At 61.3% G+C, this 15,294-nt stretch carries 14 protein-coding genes; 2 read left to right on the forward strand and 12 right to left on the reverse strand.

Translation table 11 applies throughout. From position 1 onward, the window contains the following. Positions 1 to 46: 46 nt before the first annotated feature. The 7 genes from WNY80_RS14640 to WNY80_RS14670 form a co-directional block, all read right to left on the reverse strand. Complete coding sequence (locus WNY80_RS14640; RefSeq protein ID WP_342888129.1) at positions 47 to 1,846, reverse strand: IlvD/Edd family dehydratase; 1,800 nt, start codon at positions 1,844 to 1,846, stop codon at positions 47 to 49. A 98-nt stretch (positions 1,847 to 1,944) separates the two neighbouring features. Beyond that, positions 1,945 to 2,859: an SMP-30/gluconolactonase/LRE family protein gene (locus WNY80_RS14645; protein WP_342888130.1), complete on the reverse strand. Its 915-nt coding sequence runs from the start codon at positions 2,857 to 2,859 to the stop codon at positions 1,945 to 1,947. Next, complete coding sequence (locus WNY80_RS14650) at positions 2,856 to 3,812, reverse strand: ABC transporter permease (protein ID WP_342888131.1); 957 nt, start codon at positions 3,810 to 3,812, stop codon at positions 2,856 to 2,858. Before WNY80_RS14650 ends, WNY80_RS14645 begins: the two co-directional genes overlap by 4 nt. 14 nt (positions 3,813 to 3,826) lie before the next feature. Next, positions 3,827 to 4,876, reverse strand: a complete 1,050-nt coding sequence (locus WNY80_RS14655) for an ABC transporter permease (RefSeq protein ID WP_342888132.1) — start codon at positions 4,874 to 4,876, stop codon at positions 3,827 to 3,829. After that, positions 4,869 to 6,413, reverse strand: coding sequence for a sugar ABC transporter ATP-binding protein (locus WNY80_RS14660; RefSeq protein ID WP_342888133.1), 1,545 nt, complete (start codon positions 6,411 to 6,413; stop codon positions 4,869 to 4,871). The genes WNY80_RS14655 and WNY80_RS14660 overlap by 8 nt, the downstream gene beginning before the upstream one ends. 91 nt (positions 6,414 to 6,504) lie before the next feature. Next, the gene (locus tag WNY80_RS14665; protein ID WP_342888134.1) at positions 6,505 to 7,641 is read right to left on the reverse strand and encodes a sugar ABC transporter substrate-binding protein; all 1,137 of its coding nucleotides are present in this window, start codon (positions 7,639 to 7,641) and stop codon (positions 6,505 to 6,507) included. Between the two features lie 114 nt (positions 7,642 to 7,755). Beyond that, positions 7,756 to 8,505 (reverse strand): FCD domain-containing protein, encoded by a 750-nt coding sequence (locus WNY80_RS14670; RefSeq protein ID WP_342888135.1) that lies wholly within the window; start codon positions 8,503 to 8,505, stop codon positions 7,756 to 7,758. A gap of 186 nt (positions 8,506 to 8,691) precedes the next feature. Between WNY80_RS14670 and WNY80_RS14675 the strand changes: the two genes are divergently transcribed. Together WNY80_RS14675 and WNY80_RS14680 are read left to right on the forward strand one after the other, a co-directional pair. Next, positions 8,692 to 9,294, forward strand: coding sequence for a TetR/AcrR family transcriptional regulator (locus WNY80_RS14675; RefSeq protein WP_342888136.1), 603 nt, complete (start codon positions 8,692 to 8,694; stop codon positions 9,292 to 9,294). A 1-nt stretch (position 9,295) separates the two neighbouring features. Continuing rightward, positions 9,296 to 9,625, forward strand: a complete 330-nt coding sequence (locus WNY80_RS14680) for a multidrug efflux SMR transporter (RefSeq protein WP_342888137.1) — start codon at positions 9,296 to 9,298, stop codon at positions 9,623 to 9,625. Positions 9,626 to 9,693: 68 nt separating this feature from the next. Here the strand turns inward: WNY80_RS14680 and WNY80_RS14685 are convergent, their stop codons facing one another. The 5 genes from WNY80_RS14685 to WNY80_RS14705 all read right to left on the reverse strand — a co-directional run bounded on the left by WNY80_RS14685 (position 9,694) and on the right by WNY80_RS14705 (position 15,289). Further along, positions 9,694 to 10,734, reverse strand: a complete 1,041-nt coding sequence (locus tag WNY80_RS14685; protein ID WP_342888138.1) for an NADP-dependent oxidoreductase — start codon at positions 10,732 to 10,734, stop codon at positions 9,694 to 9,696. A gap of 128 nt (positions 10,735 to 10,862) precedes the next feature. After that, the gene (locus WNY80_RS14690) at positions 10,863 to 11,633 is read right to left on the reverse strand and encodes an SDR family oxidoreductase (protein WP_342888139.1); all 771 of its coding nucleotides are present in this window, start codon (positions 11,631 to 11,633) and stop codon (positions 10,863 to 10,865) included. A 22-nt stretch (positions 11,634 to 11,655) separates the two neighbouring features. Next, complete coding sequence (locus tag WNY80_RS14695) at positions 11,656 to 12,810, reverse strand: acyl-CoA dehydrogenase family protein (protein ID WP_342888140.1); 1,155 nt, start codon at positions 12,808 to 12,810, stop codon at positions 11,656 to 11,658. A gap of 80 nt (positions 12,811 to 12,890) precedes the next feature. Then, the gene (pimC, locus tag WNY80_RS14700) at positions 12,891 to 14,093 is read right to left on the reverse strand and encodes a pimeloyl-CoA dehydrogenase large subunit (RefSeq protein ID WP_342888141.1); all 1,203 of its coding nucleotides are present in this window, start codon (positions 14,091 to 14,093) and stop codon (positions 12,891 to 12,893) included. A gap of 11 nt (positions 14,094 to 14,104) precedes the next feature. Beyond that, the gene (locus WNY80_RS14705) at positions 14,105 to 15,289 is read right to left on the reverse strand and encodes an acetyl-CoA C-acyltransferase (protein WP_342888142.1); all 1,185 of its coding nucleotides are present in this window, start codon (positions 15,287 to 15,289) and stop codon (positions 14,105 to 14,107) included. Positions 15,290 to 15,294 lie beyond the last annotated feature (5 nt).

The following is a 15,294-nucleotide window of genomic DNA, read 5'->3' on the forward strand; positions in this document are numbered from 1 at the left end:
TCCGGACGGTAAAGTCCGGACCAAACATGTCAGCCAATTGCTGCCTTCAGTGATTGTCGCGGGGAACCGATTTCTGCGCGACGCGCTGGAACTCGTCGGCACCGCGTAACACCATGCCTTCGGAAAATGGCTCCGCCAGCTCGCGGAAATATTTCTGCCATGGCGTCTGGCTGGGTGGAATCGCGTAGCCGCCCGAAGCCGCCAGGTCGCGTGCCCGCTGCTCCCATTCCTCTTTCGGCACCAGCGCATCCACGCGGCTCTTGCCGAGATCGATGCGAATCCGGTCGCCGTTGCGCAGCAGCGCAAGCCCGCCGCCGGCCGCGGCCTCGGGCGAGGCATTGAGGATCGAGGGTGAAGCCGACGTGCCTGACTGGCGGCCGTCACCGATGCAGGGCAGGGCGGTGATGCCCTTCTTCAAGAGATAGTTCGGTGGCCGCATGTTGACCACTTCCGCACCGCCCGGATAGCACAGCGGTCCCGCACCGCGCATCACCAGGATCGAGTTTTCATCGATTGCCAGGCTCGGATCATCGATCATCCGGTTGTAATGCTCGGGCCCGTCAAACACGACCGCTACACCCTCGAACGCGTCCTTGTCGTCCGGATTGGAAAGGTACCTGTCGCGGAATTCCTGCGAGATCACCGAGGTCTTCATGATGGCGCTGTCAAACAGCGAACCCTTCAGGTTGAGGAAGCCCGCGTCGTTCATCAGCGCATTGCCAACCGGCCGGATCACGTCCGGATTTTCGCTGATCCGGCTGGCGCAGTTTTCCCCGATGCTGCGGCCGTTGACGGTCAGTGCGCCGGGATGCGGCAGAAGGTTGGCTTTCATCAATTCCGCAATGACGGCGGGCACGCCGCCGGCCCGGTGGAAATCTTCGCCCAGATAGGCTCCGGCCGGCTGAAGGTTGGTCAGCAGCGGCACATGGTGCCCCAGCGTCTGCCAGTCGTCGTTGTCGAGTTCGACACCGATATGTTTGGCCACTGCCGCGATGTGGATCGGCGCATTGGTCGAACCGCCGAGCGCGGAGTTGGTGACGATGACATTCTCGAAGGCTTCGCGGGTCATGATATCGGATGGCTTGAGGTCTTCCCTCACCATCTCGACGATGCGCTTGCCCGTGGCATAGGCCATCTGGCCGCGCTCGCGGTAGGGAGCCGGAATGGCCGCCGATCCGGGCAATTGCATGCCCAGTGCTTCAGCCAGCGAGTTCATCGTCGAGGCCGTCCCCATGGTGTTGCAATAGCCGACCGAAGGTGCCGACGATGTCACCAGTTCGGCAAATTGCTCGTCGTCGATCTTGCCCTCGGCGTGCAGCTCCCGCGCCTTCCAGATGATTGTGCCCGACCCGGTGCGTTCGCCCCGGAAGTATCCGTTGAGCATCGGCCCCACCGAAAATGCGATGGCCGGAATGTTGACCGTGGCGGCAGCCATCAGCAGCGCCGGCGTGGTCTTGTCGCAGCCGATGGTCAGCACGACGCCGTCGAGCGGGTAGCCGAACAGCGATTCCACCAGGCCGAGATAGGCGAGGTTTCGGTCGAGCATTGCTGTCGGCCGCTTGCCGGTTTCCTGAATCGGGTGCACCGGAACCTCGAACGGAACACCGCCACTGGCGATGATGCCGTCACGGATGCGCTTGGCAAGTTCGATGTGATGGCGGTTGCACGGAGACAGATCCGATCCCGTCTGGGCAATCGCGATGATCGGCTTTCCCGACTGCAATTCGTCGCGCGTCAGACCATAATTGACGTAGCGTTCGATATAGAGCGCCGTCATTTCCCGGTTCTCGGGATTGTCAAACCAGAGCTGTGAGCGCAGCTGGGTCTTCTTCTTTTCATCCGACATCTGGGTCTCCATTGTAGTTTGACGTGCACTTCAGATTGTACGCTGTTGTCGAAGGCGGCAGTCAGAAGATGACCGGTGACGCTCGGCAACTGGGAGTGTTAGCAGCCTCTTGATCTGACATAAATCGAATACACCGAGCTCGTCGCACAAATCGCAAGGCGATTGCGGTTGGGGCCGAAGAAGCAGACATTTGAAACCACCTCGGGCACCAGGATCTTGCCGAGAAGCTCGCCCTCCGGCGAGAAGCAATGCACACCATCGCCCGCCGAAGACCAGACATTGCCCGATACATCGACACGGAAACCGTCGAACAAGCCGCAGTCGGAAACCGCAAAATCGGCACCGGGACCAACGCCGACCCCGTCCGCTGCAACCGGATAACGGCGGATTTTCGGTGTGCATTCGGGAACATGGGTGCGCCCAGTATCGGCCACGTAAAGAAACGCCTCGTCCGGCGAGAATGCAAGCCCGTTGGGCTGCACAAGATCGCTGACCACGACCGAAACCGTGCCGTCAGGTCCAATGCGATAGACCTGCGAAGCGCCGATCTCCGAGGGCGCCGCGTGCCCTTCATAATCGCTGTCGATGCCATAGGTCGGATCGCTGAACCAGATCGAACCGTCCGATTTGACCACGACGTCATTGGGGGAATTCAGTTTCTTGCCGTCAAAGCTCTCGGCAATAACGGTAAGGCTGCCATCATGTTCGATCCGGCTCACCGCCCGCCTGCCATGTTCGCAGCTGACAAGCCTGCCCTGCAGGTCGGTGGTATGGCCGTTCTGGTGACGGCACGGCTGTTCGAAGACCGAAACCGACCCGTCCGTTTCGTCCCATCGCATCACCCGGTCATTCGGGATGTCTGACCACAAAAGGTACTTCCCGGCCGGGAAATAGGCCGGGCCTTCGCACCAGCGTGCACCGGTCCACAAGGTTTCCAGCCGGGCATTGGTATGGATCAGGCGCGAGAAGCGGGCGTCACTGATGAGGTAGGGATGTGGGGTCGATTGTGTCACGAATGCACCTTGTTGCCGCGTCCGTAAACCAGAAGCATACAGATGATTACCGATCCATAAATGATCTGGCGCCCGGCTTCCGGCATTTGCATGATCGAAAGCACCGAGTTCAGAAGCACGATGAGAATGACGCCGATCAGGGTACCGATGTACCGGCCCTGACCGCCGAGAATGCGCGTGCCACCGATCACCACGGCGGCGATTGCGGGAAGCAGGAATGCGTTGCCCATGCCCTGGTAGGCTCTGGCCGAATAGCCCGCCAGCATGACGCCGGCAAGGGCTGCGCAGATGCCCGAGACGACAAATGATCCGAGGATCACCCGGCGCGTCCGGATGCCGGAGAGGTAGGCCGCAACCTCGCGGTTGCCGGTCACATAGATCTCGCGGCCAAAGGCTGTGCGCTTGAGCATGACGGCAATGACGATGGACACGGCCATCCAGACGAAGATGGCGCTCGGAATTCCCAGGAACTTGTCCGCTGCAAGTGTCCGCATCAGCGGTGTCGCGGCATCCTGGGGTGCAAAGCCTCCGGTGTGCGCCACCATCAGTCCGCGCAGCACCGAATCCACACCAAGCGTGAAGATCATCGAGGGCACCCGCAGGTAGGCCACGCCAAAGCCGTTGACCAGGCCAACCGCGGCGCCGATGGCGATACCGGTGGGAATGGCCATGTCGCCGCCGACGGTGGTTGCCATCATCGCTGCCGCCGTCATCGTCCAGGCGACGCTGAGATCGATGTGGCCGAGCAGAATGACCACCATCATCCCGGCAGCCACAATTCCGAGAAAGGACCCCGTCTGCAATTGCTGCAAGAGATAGCCCGGAGACAACAGCGGTGCCGAGCCCTGGGTTGAAAGCGTGTAAAAGGTGCCGATGCTCAGGATCACCAGAATGAAGGCTGACGCGATCACGATCGGCTTGTCTTCGGTTTTCAGGCTCGGGATTGCAAACATGATATCCTCGCCTCCTATCTGAACAGGTTGAGCTGGTTCTTGACCCGCAGCGTTCTGAATGCGCCGAGACTGACGGCGACCAGCAGGACAAGTCCCTCAACCAGTGGCTGGAGCAGCGGATCTATCGAGACGATGCGGAAATAGAACGAAATGACACGCAGGATCAGTGCGCCGACAAGCGAGCCGATGGCTCCGCCGACGCCGCCGAGCAGGGACGTTCCGCCCACCACCACCGCGGCGATGGAATTGAGTGTATAGGCTCCGGCCTGGGTGATGTCGGCATTGCCCGACGATGTCTGGATGGCGAGATACAGTCCGGCACACGCGGCAAAGAAGCCGGCCAGCGTAAATGCGGCAATCTTCGCCCGGTTGATCGGCAGGCCGGACATGTAGGCCGCCCCTTCCGCCGAGCCGACGGCATAGATGGTGCGGCCCGTCACCGTGCGCTTGAACGGCAGCCAGACACCGAATGCGATCACCACGACAATCAGCAACGGCACCGGAATCCATGCGACCGGCTGGAACCAGGCCGCATCGGCGTTGAAAAAACCGTAAGTCGCAACGAACTCGTACAGGTCGTTGGTCAGCGCCCAGCTGATGTCGTCATCCACATTGCCGCCGGGCACCGGCCGGATGAACAGCGCCAGCCCGACCGCAACGGCGCCGGTGGCCAGCGTGGCGATGATCGGCTGCAGCCGGCCGTAGACGACGATCAGCCCGTTGACCAGGCCGAAAGCGGTTCCGCTTGCCAGTGTCAGGATCATGCCCAGCACAATCTGCAACGGCGATCCGTGCACCACCTCCGAGGCAATGCAGTTTGCCAGCGTCATGATGGCGCCCACCGACAGGTCCAGCCCGCCAAGCAGCACCGGCACGGTCTGCGCCATGGCCAGAAACACGATAGCCACGGATTCGTTGCTGTTCTGGATAAGGACGGCTGCGGAAAACCCGCGCGGATGCAGCATGTTGTAGACGAGATAGAGCGCCACCAGCAGCGCGACAGCGCCGTAGAAGGCAAGGTTCTGCCGCACATTGGTGGCAGCCGCGGAGCGGACCTCAACCATGATGGGCTCCTGACGCTGTCATGTGTGCTTGGGTGCCGACATTGAGCGAAGCCGCGACGATGGCTTCTTCGGTAATCGCGTCACCGCTCAGTTTCGCGACGATTTCTCCGTCATACATCACCGCCACGCGGTCGCAGCAGCCGATCAGTTCGGCATAGTCGCTCGAATACAGAAGGATGGTTTTCCCCCGGTCGGCCAGTTCACGGATGAGCTTGTAGATTTCCTGCTTGGTGCCGACGTCGATACCCCGGGTCGGATCGTTGAGCAGGATGAGATCGGGATCGGTCATCAGCCATTTCGCGATTACCACTTTCTGCTGGTTGCCGCCCGACAGCGTCGAGACGATATCGTCGGGACTGGCGACCTTGATCTGCAGTTTTGCAATCCCCTCGGTCACGGCCTGCCTTGCCTTGTCGCCGTTGATGAAAGGCCCGTCCGTAATTCGGCCAAACGACGCCGCAAGCAGGTTGTCGGCGATCGACATGGCCAGCATCAGCCCCTCGGTCTTGCGGTCTTCCGGCACCAGCGCGATGCGCATGGCGTCGCTCTTGGCTTCGGCCGGTGATGAGGGCCGGCAGGCCCTGTCAAGGATCGCGACCTCGCCCTGCAGTCCCCGTAGCACACCGAACAGGCCGAGAAGCAGTTCCTTCTGGCCCTGACCGTCCAGGCCGCCCAGACCGACGATTTCGCCCTTGCCGATGCTCAGGTCGATGCCCTTGAGCTGGCCTTCCCAGGCAAGCTTGTCGATCTTCAGATAGTCGGGCTTGGGCGTGGGCGCCGGTTTCGGCGGGTAGTGCGCGGTGACTTCGCGCCCGATCATCAGCTTGACGATCTCTCCCTCGCTATGGGCCCCCTTGGCAAAGGTTTCGATGTGCTGGCCATTGCGGAACACCGAGAGCATGTCGCAGAGCTTGTCGATCTCGTGCATGCGGTGGGAGATGAACAGGCTGGCCACGCCATCCGCCCTCAGGTCCGCAAGCAGCCCGTAAACGGTTTCCACATCGCGGCTGGTCAGCGCTGACGTGGCTTCGTCGAGAATGAGGACCTTGGGATTCTTGCCCAGCGCCTTGGCGATTTCCACCATCTGCCGCCGTGACAGGGAGAGCTCGCGCACCAGCGAATTGGGATCGACATCCTCGCACTTGATCCGCGCCAGCAGCTCTTCGGCCCGGCGGTGCTGGGCGCGTCTGTCGATCAGCCCGAACTTGCGTGGTGGCGCTGCGATGGAAATGTTGTCGGCAACCGAAAGATCCGGCACCAGCGACAGCTCCTGGAAGATGCAGACGATGCCGGAGGCTACGGCCTGTTCCGGCGTGGAGAACCGGACGGTTTTGCCGCCAACCTGAACCGTACCCGCATCGGGTTGCAGCACGCCTGAGAGGATCTTGATCAGCGTCGACTTGCCCGCGCCGTTCTCTCCCAGGATCCCGTGGATCGTGCCCGGGCTGCAGCTGAAATCCACGCCCTCCAGGGCGCGCGTGCCCGAAAAGTGCTTGGAGACGCCAGTCAGTTGGACAATCGGGTTGTCATTCGGCATTGCGCAAGCACTCCTGGCAGGCAGCATTGTCGTTGTTTGAGAAGGTGAGGGCGCCAGGTCTGTGCATGGCGCCCCGCACGATGGCTTGAGCTTACTTCACGTCCGCTTCGGTCTGCGCCATGATCGACGGCCCCGAAATGTTGACTCCGCAAGGCGGGAACTCATTGACCGTGAAGAAATTGTCCGGAAGATCGCTCCAGAAGTTCTTGCCGTCTTCAAGTTCGGTGTAGTCTGCGACAGGCAGCGGAACCGAGATCAGCTGGGGCATGACGTTGCCCTCAAGCGCCGATACGGCGGCCTTCATCGCAATCGCGACAAGGCCCGGTGACTGGCCGATAGAGATGCCCTTCAGGCCTTCGCCGGAGTGCTTGGCGACCAGCTTGCGGAAACCGTTTTCGGACTCGCCCGTCACCGGCACGAACGGATGGCCGGAATCGATCATCGCCTGAACCACACCGACGGTGCCGCCCTGCGCGATAATCGCGTCGAAATGACCGTGGACCGCGATTGCATCGGCCACGACCTTCTGTGCCGTGCCGTCATCCCAGTTGCCGACAACCTGCGTTACCTTCCAGTCGCCCGCATCGGCTTCAAGCACTTCGTTGATGCCGATGGAACGGTCGCGGTCAACCGAATTGCCGGCCAGTCCCCGGACTTCGAGTATGTTGCCCGAGCTGACACCCTTTGCAGCCAGTTCCTTCAGGGCGAATTTTGCCCAGGTCTGGCCCATCAGCAATTGGTCCTCATTGACCTGCATGACCTTGTCGGTGTCGAGCACGTTGTCGAACGGAACCAGCACGACATCGTTCTTGTCGGCCAGCCGGATCACCCGGTCGAAGCCTTCAGGAGACACCGCGATCGTGACGATCGCGTCATAGCCCTGGTTGATGAAGTCCTCGATGGCACCCAGCTGGGCCGGTGCATCGGTGCCTGTCGAGACCACCTTGAACTCGGCGATCTTGTCTTTCATGGCCGGGTCTTCGGCAAAGGCCTTGGCTGTCTTGATCATCTGGATGCGCCAGCCATTGCCGACGAAACCGTTGACCACGGCGATCTTGTAAGGGCCTTCCTTGGCCTGCCACTGCATGTATTTCGTGTCCGCATCCCATGGCGCGAAGCATGCCGGATCCGCGCCCGGGCCGGATACGATCTCGGGGCCTGCCAGAGACAGGCTAGTCGAGAGCATCAGGCCCACGACTGCAGTTGAAATGACTCTTCCCAGTTTCATGTTAGTTCCTCCTCCTGTGGTGCTTGATCGCACCTTCCCTGATGCCACGATGTATGGCGATCATCTCCTCAACCGCGTGGTGACTGGCGCCGCGCGGCTCTGTACTGGCTGCTCCTAATCCGAAAAGTGCCGGAAGCCGGCGTCCAGATGGGACTTCATCTTGTACTGGTAGGCAGCCCGGTCATGTTTTTCGAGCGCGTCCAGGATCTCGGTATGCTCCGAGTATGTGACGGTCGAGAATGTCTGGACGGTCTTTGCCTTCAGCATGATTTTCAGGATCACCGGCTTCATGATCTTGTAGACATCGAGGATCGCCTTGTTTCCCATCACCGCCACCAGCCGGGTGTGAAAGCGGAAGTCGATTTCCGATGCGTCAACAGCCGTTTTCACGTTCAGAAATTCCTTGTTTATCTGGTGAAGCTCGGCGATGTCCTCGGCGGTGACCTTGTCAAACAGCGTTTCGAACGAGGCCACTTCCAGCAGGCTGCGAAATCCCTGGATGTCGACAAATGTCTCGCGCGATACCTCGAGTGTGTTGAACGAAAACAGATCGAAAGCCCGCGCCATGCGTTCATCGATGATGACGGCGCCCACTTTCGGGCGCACCTTGACGACGCCGTAGGTCTTGAGAATCCGCATCGCCTCGCGCACCGTGTTGCGGCCCGTGTGGAAGCGTTCGCAGAGTTCTTTCTCCGTTGGCAGGCTGTCGCCGACTTTCAGTCCGCCTTCTGATATCAGTGCACGGATGTGGTCCACGAGATCGTCCACCGCGGAGGCGCGGGAAACCCGCTCGCCCGGTTCCGTGGTTTTGGAAACCTCGGCGGCGCTCGTCTCCTGGGCGGGAATGTCATGCTTGTCAGTCAAGGGGCGTTCCTATTTGTTGGACAAATAACAAATAGCCAACGCAAACAGTGCAAGTCAACAGCAAAAATGCTGCATTGAGTGCCAGCAAGTCATATAATCATCCCACAAAAGGCGACATTGGTCAGAACATGCAGGCAAGCTGCTATGTGGATTGCGTAAAAACCGTCCAGACGGTATGTTTTGCGAATGACAAGCAAACCTCAACGCAAGAACAACCCGGAGGCCGTGCGTGCACGGCTGCTTGAATGCGCGGCACGGCTGATCGTCGACCATGGCCTTCCCGCTCTGACACTGGAAAATGTGGCGCGCGAGGCCGCGGTCAGCAAGGGCGGGTTGCTGCATCATTATGCCGGAAAAAACGCGCTGATAGACGGCCTGTTTGACGAGGTGGTGGAGTGGTTCGACAGCCAGGTGGAGGAGTGTATTGAGCCCGACGAAACCAGGCCGGCACGGTTCTCGAGAGCCTATCTGCGCGTCATCGCCGCCATCGACATGACGGTGCCCGAGGAAAAACGCCTGGCGGTGCTGATGCTGATGCTGAGTTCCGACCCGCATTATTGCGCCCGCTGGAACCAGTGGGTGGAGGCCCGTCTGCTCAGGCACGAAAAGACCGATCTGACGCCGATGGCCCGCACCTTGCGCCTGGCTGCCGATGGCCTCTGGCTGTCCGACCTTGGCGGTGGACCGGATTCCAGCCCGTCCGCGCGCCGGGAAATTCTCGCATTTCTTGAAGAACTTGACGCGGCAGGGGCTGTACCAGCCTCTGACCCGCATGAAGGAGAGCAGTGACATGCCATGGCTGTTCCTCGGCATCGCGATCACCGGTGAGGTCATCGCCACCACGGCGCTGAAAGCCTCGGAAGGTTTCACCAAGTGGGGCTTTGGTGGCATCTCGGTGGTGGGCTACGCCATCTCGTTCTATTTTCTGGCGATTGTGCTCAAGACCATTCCTGTCGGAATTGCCTACGCGGTCTGGGCGGGTGCAGGTGTGGCGATGGTCACGCTGATCGGCATTGTGATGTTTGGCCAGAAACTGGATCTGTACGCCTATCTCGGCATTGGCCTGATCGTCGCCGGCGTGCTTGTTCTCAATCTCCTCTCGGGATCGTCCAGCCATTAGAACCGCCCGAAGAGGATTGCTCGTCCGGGCGGATTCTCGAAGTTCGTCGCAAGGTCGTGTCGTCCTGCTTAAGCGACCTTCACCAGCGTCTTGCCGAAGTTCTTGCCCTCGAGCATCCGGATGAAGGCTTCGGGTGCATTTTCCAGCCCTTCTGTCACGTCTTCGCGGTAGACGATCTTGCCGCTGCCGACCAGCGGCCCGACTTCGGCAAGGAAGTCGCCGAAACGGTCGAAATGATCCGAGATGATGAAGCCTCCCACCGTCAGGCGGTTGACGAGGATTGTCCTCCAGGCCTTTGGCAACCGGTCCGGCCCGGCCGTCTGTCCGGCGCCGAGTGCGCCGGAATTGTACCAGGCAATCATGCCGCAAAGCGGAATCCGGCCGCCGACATTCATCATCGGCAGCACGGCATCAAGCGTCATTCCGGCAACATTCTCGAAATAGACATCGATGCCGTCCGGGCAGGCATCGGAAAGCGACTTGCGCAGATCCTTGGCGTCGCTCGCAGAACGGTGATCGATGCAGGCATCAAACCCGAGTTCCTTGACTGCAAAGGCGCATTTGTCCGCCCCACCGGCAACGCCGACCGCGCGCAGGCCCTTCTGCTTGGCCAGTTGCCCCACCATCGAGCCAACCGGGCCTGTTGCCGCACCAACAACCAGTGTTTCACCGGCCTTCGGCTTGCCGATCTCGTTGAAACCGTACCAGCCGGTAAAACCCGGCATGCCGAGCACACCGAGCGAGGCTGAGATCGGGGCTACACCCGGGTCTATCTTGCGCAGCTCGTTGGCCCGCACGACACCATGGGTGCCCCATCCGAACATGCCCATGGCGATGTCGCCGGGCTTGAAATGCGGGGAACGGCTTTCGATCACTTCGCCGACAGCGCCGCCACCCATCTGTTCGTCGATCTTGACGGGCGTGGAATAGGATTTCGCATCGTCCATCCGTCCGCGCATATAGGGATCGAGCGACATGTAGAGCACCTTGAGCAGCACCTCGCCCTCGCCGGGGGACGGCATCGCGACCGTTTCCAGGCGGAAGTTATCCGGTCCGGGCTGGCCTTCGGGGCGCTTGGCCAGAACAATCCTCTGCATTTGGTCAGACATGATGTTTCTCCCTTTCGGTGACGGGCCGCGGTGCCGTGCGTTTGGTTAAACCCTGACCGGACGCCGCGATGTTTTGAAAATGTGGGTTGCGCTATGGGGCAAATGAAATCAGTTGAACGTGAGTTCAATCAGGCAATGGTCACCCCGCCATCGGCGATGATGACCTGTCCGGTGATGAAGCTTGCCGCCGGCGATGCCAGGAAAGCCGCGACCGGGCCGATTTCCTCGGGCAGGCCGATGCGCCGCAGTGGCGTGGTCCTGGTGCGCTTTTTCAGCATTTCCTCGTCCTCCCACAGGGCGCGGGCGAAGTCGGTCTTCACCAGGCCCGGCGCAATGCAATTGACGCGGACATTGTCGCTGCCATGTTCGACGGCAAGATTGCGCGCCAGCGCGAAGTCGGCCGCCTTGGAAATTCCGTAGCCGCCGATCACCGCGTTGCCCTGGATCCCCGCGATCGAGGAGATGATGACGATCGCGCCGCCACCTTTCGCCTTCATCGCCGGGATCACCCGGTTGCAGAGCCACAGGTTGCTCTTGACGTTCGAGCTCATGATCTTGTCGAAGGCTTCGTCGGAGAGATCGGCAAGCGGCCCGTAGGCCGGGTTTACCGCCGCGTTGCAGACCAGGATGTCCGGCGCGCCATACCGTTTTTCGGTTCCGGAGATCAGGCCCTCGACCTCGTCTTTTCGCGAAATGTTGCAGGCAATCACGGCTGCCTCGCCACCTTCGGCCCGGATGCCCTCGGCGACCGGTTCGCAGGCCTCGGCGGTTCGGCTGGAAATGACCACCCTGGCTCCGAGCCGCGCCATGGTTTCTGCCGTCGCACGGCCAATGCCGCGGCTTGATCCGGTAATGACGGCGACCTTGCCGTCAAGCGAGTAGGGCATTGAAGGGTTCATGGCGCGGTTCTTTCTTCTGCTGTCAGGCGTCTTCGCGGATCAGGCCATCCATCTGGGCAAGCCGGGTGAGATGATGGTTGGCATCCCCGAACAGGATGTCGATCATCGTGGTGCGCTTGAAATAGTGGCCGATCGCATACTCCATCGTCATGCCGACGCCGCCGTGCAGCTGGACAGCCTCACGGCCGATGACCTTGGCGGATTCGCCGATCTGCACCTTGGCAGCCGAAACCGCCCGGGCGCGCTCCACCGGGTCGTCGCCGGTCGCCAGCATGCTGGCATACATGGTCATCGAACGGGACTGTTCCAGTTCGACGAACATGTCGACAGCACGGTGCTGCAGCGCCTGGAAGGAGCCGATGGTGGTGCCGAACTGGCTGCGCGTCTTGAGATATTCGAGCGTCAGTTCGTGCATCTTCTCGAAGCAGCCGACCGCCTCGGCGCAAAGCGCGGCAACGGCTTCGTCGGCAACCCGTGCTATCACCGGCCATGCGCCGCCTTCGCTGCCGATCAGCGCATCCGCTCCAACCTTGACCGATTGCAAGGTGATCTCGGCTGCGCGCAAGCCGTCCTGGGTCGGATATCCGGTCCGCGCCAGGCCCTCGGCATCGGCATTGATCAGGAACAGCGAGATGCCGTCCTCGTCGCGGGTCCCGCCGGAGGTGCGGGCCGAGACGATGAGCTTGTCGGCGCTGTCGCCGTGCAGAACCAGCGCCTTCTTGCCATCGATCACCCAGCCGTCACCATCTTTTTTCGCAGATGTTTCGACGTCGAACAAATCGTAGCGGCCCTGTGGCTCGGCGCAGGCGAAAGCCATCCTCAGCCCGCCTTCCGCCATCGCTGGAATCAGCGCGGATTTCTGATCGGCACTGCCTGCGTGGCGCAGCACGCCGCCGGCGAGGATGACACTGGCAAAGAACGGCTCCAGCATCAGCGCCTTTCCGAACGCCTCCATGACGATCATGGTTTCGGTGGGGCCACCGCCGATGCCGCCGTCTTCCTCGGCGAACGGCAGCGCCAGCAGGCCGAGTTCCGCGTACTGGTTCCACATCTTCTCGCTGAAACCGGTCTCGCCGGCGTGGTACTTGCCGCGCGCCTCGAAATCGTACTGGTCCTTGAGCAGGCGCTCCACGCTGTCTTTCAGCATGGTCTGTTCTTCGGATAGGTCAAAGTCCATTTTGGTGTTCTCCCGACAGGCCGGCAGCGCCGGCGCCGAATTGCGGGCCTTGTTTCAGGGCCCTTGAATGCTGTCCCGTGCTAGAGGCCGAGAATGGCCTTGGCGATGATGTTCTTCTGGATTTCGTTGGAGCCGCCATAGATCGAGACCTTTCGCGTGTTGAAGTACGAAGGTGCGATGGTCGAGGCCCAGTCCGGTCCGATTGAGGGCTCGTTGCGCCCGTCGATGTCGTCTTCCGGAAGATAGGGCATGGCGTAGGGGCCAACGACATCCATCAGCAGTTCGGTCGTCGCCTGCTGGATTTCCGACCCCTTGATCTTCAGGATCGAGCTGGCCGGGTCCTGCGTGCCCTTTTCGCGCTTTGCCTCTCCGGCAAGAACGCGCAACTGGGTCATCTCGAGCGCCTTCAGCTGCACCTCGACGGCGGCCACCTTCTCGCGGAAGGCAGGCTGGTCGATCATCCGTTCGCCGCCAACCCGCTGCTGCGCGGCGAGTTCCTTGATCCTGCGGATGCGCTCCTTGGAAACACCGACCCGGGCAATGTTCACGCGCTCGTTGCCAAGCAGGAATTTTGCGTAGTTCCAGCCCTTGTTCTCTTCGCCGACGAGGTTTTCTGCCGGAACCCGCACATCGTCGAAGAACACTTCGTTGACCTCGTGACCGCCATCGATCGTCTGGATCGGGCGAACGGTGATGCCGGGCGTCTTCATGTCGATCAGCAGGAACGAAATGCCGGATTGCTTGCGCGCATCCGGATCGGTGCGTACCAGGCAGAAGATCCAGTCGGCGTATTGGGCGAGTGTCGTCCAGGTCTTCTGGCCATTGACGACATACTCGTCGCCGTCACGCACAGCGCGCGTCTTCAGCGAAGCCAGGTCCGAGCCCGAACCCGGCTCGGAGAAGCCCTGGCACCACCAGTCCTCCAGTGTCGCGATGCGCGGCAGGAAGCGGCTCTTCTGCGCTTCGTTGCCGAAGGTGTAGATCACCGGTCCGACCATGTTGACGCCGAACGCAAGCGGTGCGGGCGCGGGCGTCTGGCTCATTTCCTCAAGGTAGATGTACTGCTTGATCGGGCTCCAGCCGGTGCCGCCATGCTCGATCGGCCAATGCGGCACGGCCCATCCCTTGTCGTGCAGGATCCGGGTCCAGGTAACCAGCTCTTCCTTGGTCGTGTGGCGCCCGGCCACTATGTTTTCGCGGATGCTGGCGGGCAGGGCTTCCCTGAAAAAGCTCCTGACCTCGTCGCGGAAAGCCAGTTCGTCTTCTGTGAATCTCAGATCCATGGTTCGTGTCCTCAAAAGATTTCGAACAGGCCGGCAGCACCCATGCCGCCGCCGACGCACATTGTCACCACACCGTATTTGACTCCGCGGCGCTTGCCCTCGAGCAGCACATGGCCCGAAAGCCGGGCGCCGGTCATGCCGTAGGGGTGACCGACGGAAATCGCTCCGCCATTCACGTTCAGCTTTTCAGGATCGATGCCCAGCTTGTCACGGCAATACAGTGCCTGAACCGCGAAGGCTTCATTGAGTTCCCAGATGCCGATGTCGTCGATCTTCAGGCCGTTGCGCTCAAGCAGGCGCGGGATGGCGAAAACCGGGCCAATGCCCATCTCGTCCGGTTCAGTTCCTGCCACGGCGAAGCCACGCAGCGCGCCAAGCGGCTGCAGACCGCGCTGTTCGGCGAGCTTGGCGTTCATGACAACGCAAGCCGATGCGCCGTCAGACAATTGGCTGGCATTGCCCGCCGTGACAACTGCGCCTTCGCCGCGCACCGGTGTCAGGCCTGCAAGCCCTTCGGCGGTTGTCTGCGGGCGCGGCCCTTCGTCGGCCGAAATCGTCACTTCGCGGTAGGAGACTTCCTTGGTCTGCTTGTCCATCACCGCCATTGTCGTGGTGATCGGCACGATCTCTGCGTCGAACCGTCCGGCGTCGCGTGCCGCGGCTGTGCGGCGCTGGCTTTCAAGTGCAAAGGCATCCTGTGCTTCGCGGCTGATGCCGTAGCGCTTGGCCACGACCTCGGCAGTATCGATCATCGGCATGTAGATGTCGGGCTTGTGCTGCATCAGCCAGCGGTCCTGGCGATGAAAACTGTTCATGTGCTCATTCTGCACGAGGCTGACGGATTCAAGCCCGCCGCCAATGGCGATCGGCACGCCGTCAAACCGGATCGAGCGCGAGGCGACCGCGATGGCCTGCAGACCGGACGAACACTGCCGGTCGATCGTCGAACCCGAGACTGTTACGGGCAGACCGGCGCGCACCAGGGCCTGGCGGGCGACATTGCCGCCGGTGGTTCCCTGCTGCAAGGCACAGCCCATGATCACGTCTTCGACTTCGCCGGGCTCAATGCCCGCGCGCTCGACGGCATGCTTGATGGCGTGCGCGCCAAGCGTTGCGCCGTCAGTGTCGTTCAGTCCGCCGCGATAGGCCTTGCCGATCGGTGTGCGGGCGGTTGAAACGATGACTGCATCCTGCATTGATT

Origin of the sequence: Hoeflea sp. AS16 (assembly GCF_038900095.1) — a bacterium.
In the GTDB taxonomy this organism is placed as follows: domain Bacteria; phylum Pseudomonadota; class Alphaproteobacteria; order Rhizobiales; family Rhizobiaceae; genus Hoeflea.

Excerpts from the sequence above, each read along its gene's own strand:
- WNY80_RS14640 (WP_342888129.1), bottom strand. The coding sequence starts at position 1,846 with ATGTCGGATGAAAAGAAGAAGACCCAGCTGCGCTCACAGCTCTGGTTT.
- WNY80_RS14650 (WP_342888131.1), bottom strand. The coding sequence starts at position 3,812 with ATGTTTGCAATCCCGAGCCTGAAAACCGAAGACAAGCCGATCGTGATC.
- WNY80_RS14655 (WP_342888132.1), bottom strand. The coding sequence starts at position 4,876 with ATGGTTGAGGTCCGCTCCGCGGCTGCCACCAATGTGCGGCAGAACCTT.
- WNY80_RS14660 (WP_342888133.1), bottom strand. The coding sequence starts at position 6,413 with ATGCCGAATGACAACCCGATTGTCCAACTGACTGGCGTCTCCAAGCAC.
- WNY80_RS14665 (WP_342888134.1), bottom strand. The coding sequence starts at position 7,641 with ATGAAACTGGGAAGAGTCATTTCAACTGCAGTCGTGGGCCTGATGCTC.
- WNY80_RS14675 (WP_342888136.1), top strand. The coding sequence starts at position 8,692 with ATGACAAGCAAACCTCAACGCAAGAACAACCCGGAGGCCGTGCGTGCA.
- WNY80_RS14680 (WP_342888137.1), top strand. The coding sequence starts at position 9,296 with ATGCCATGGCTGTTCCTCGGCATCGCGATCACCGGTGAGGTCATCGCC.
- WNY80_RS14685 (WP_342888138.1), bottom strand. The coding sequence starts at position 10,734 with ATGTCTGACCAAATGCAGAGGATTGTTCTGGCCAAGCGCCCCGAAGGC.
- WNY80_RS14690 (WP_342888139.1), bottom strand. The coding sequence starts at position 11,633 with ATGAACCCTTCAATGCCCTACTCGCTTGACGGCAAGGTCGCCGTCATT.
- WNY80_RS14695 (WP_342888140.1), bottom strand. The coding sequence starts at position 12,810 with ATGGACTTTGACCTATCCGAAGAACAGACCATGCTGAAAGACAGCGTG.
- pimC (WP_342888141.1), bottom strand. The coding sequence starts at position 14,093 with ATGGATCTGAGATTCACAGAAGACGAACTGGCTTTCCGCGACGAGGTC.
- WNY80_RS14705 (WP_342888142.1), bottom strand. The coding sequence starts at position 15,289 with ATGCAGGATGCAGTCATCGTTTCAACCGCCCGCACACCGATCGGCAAG.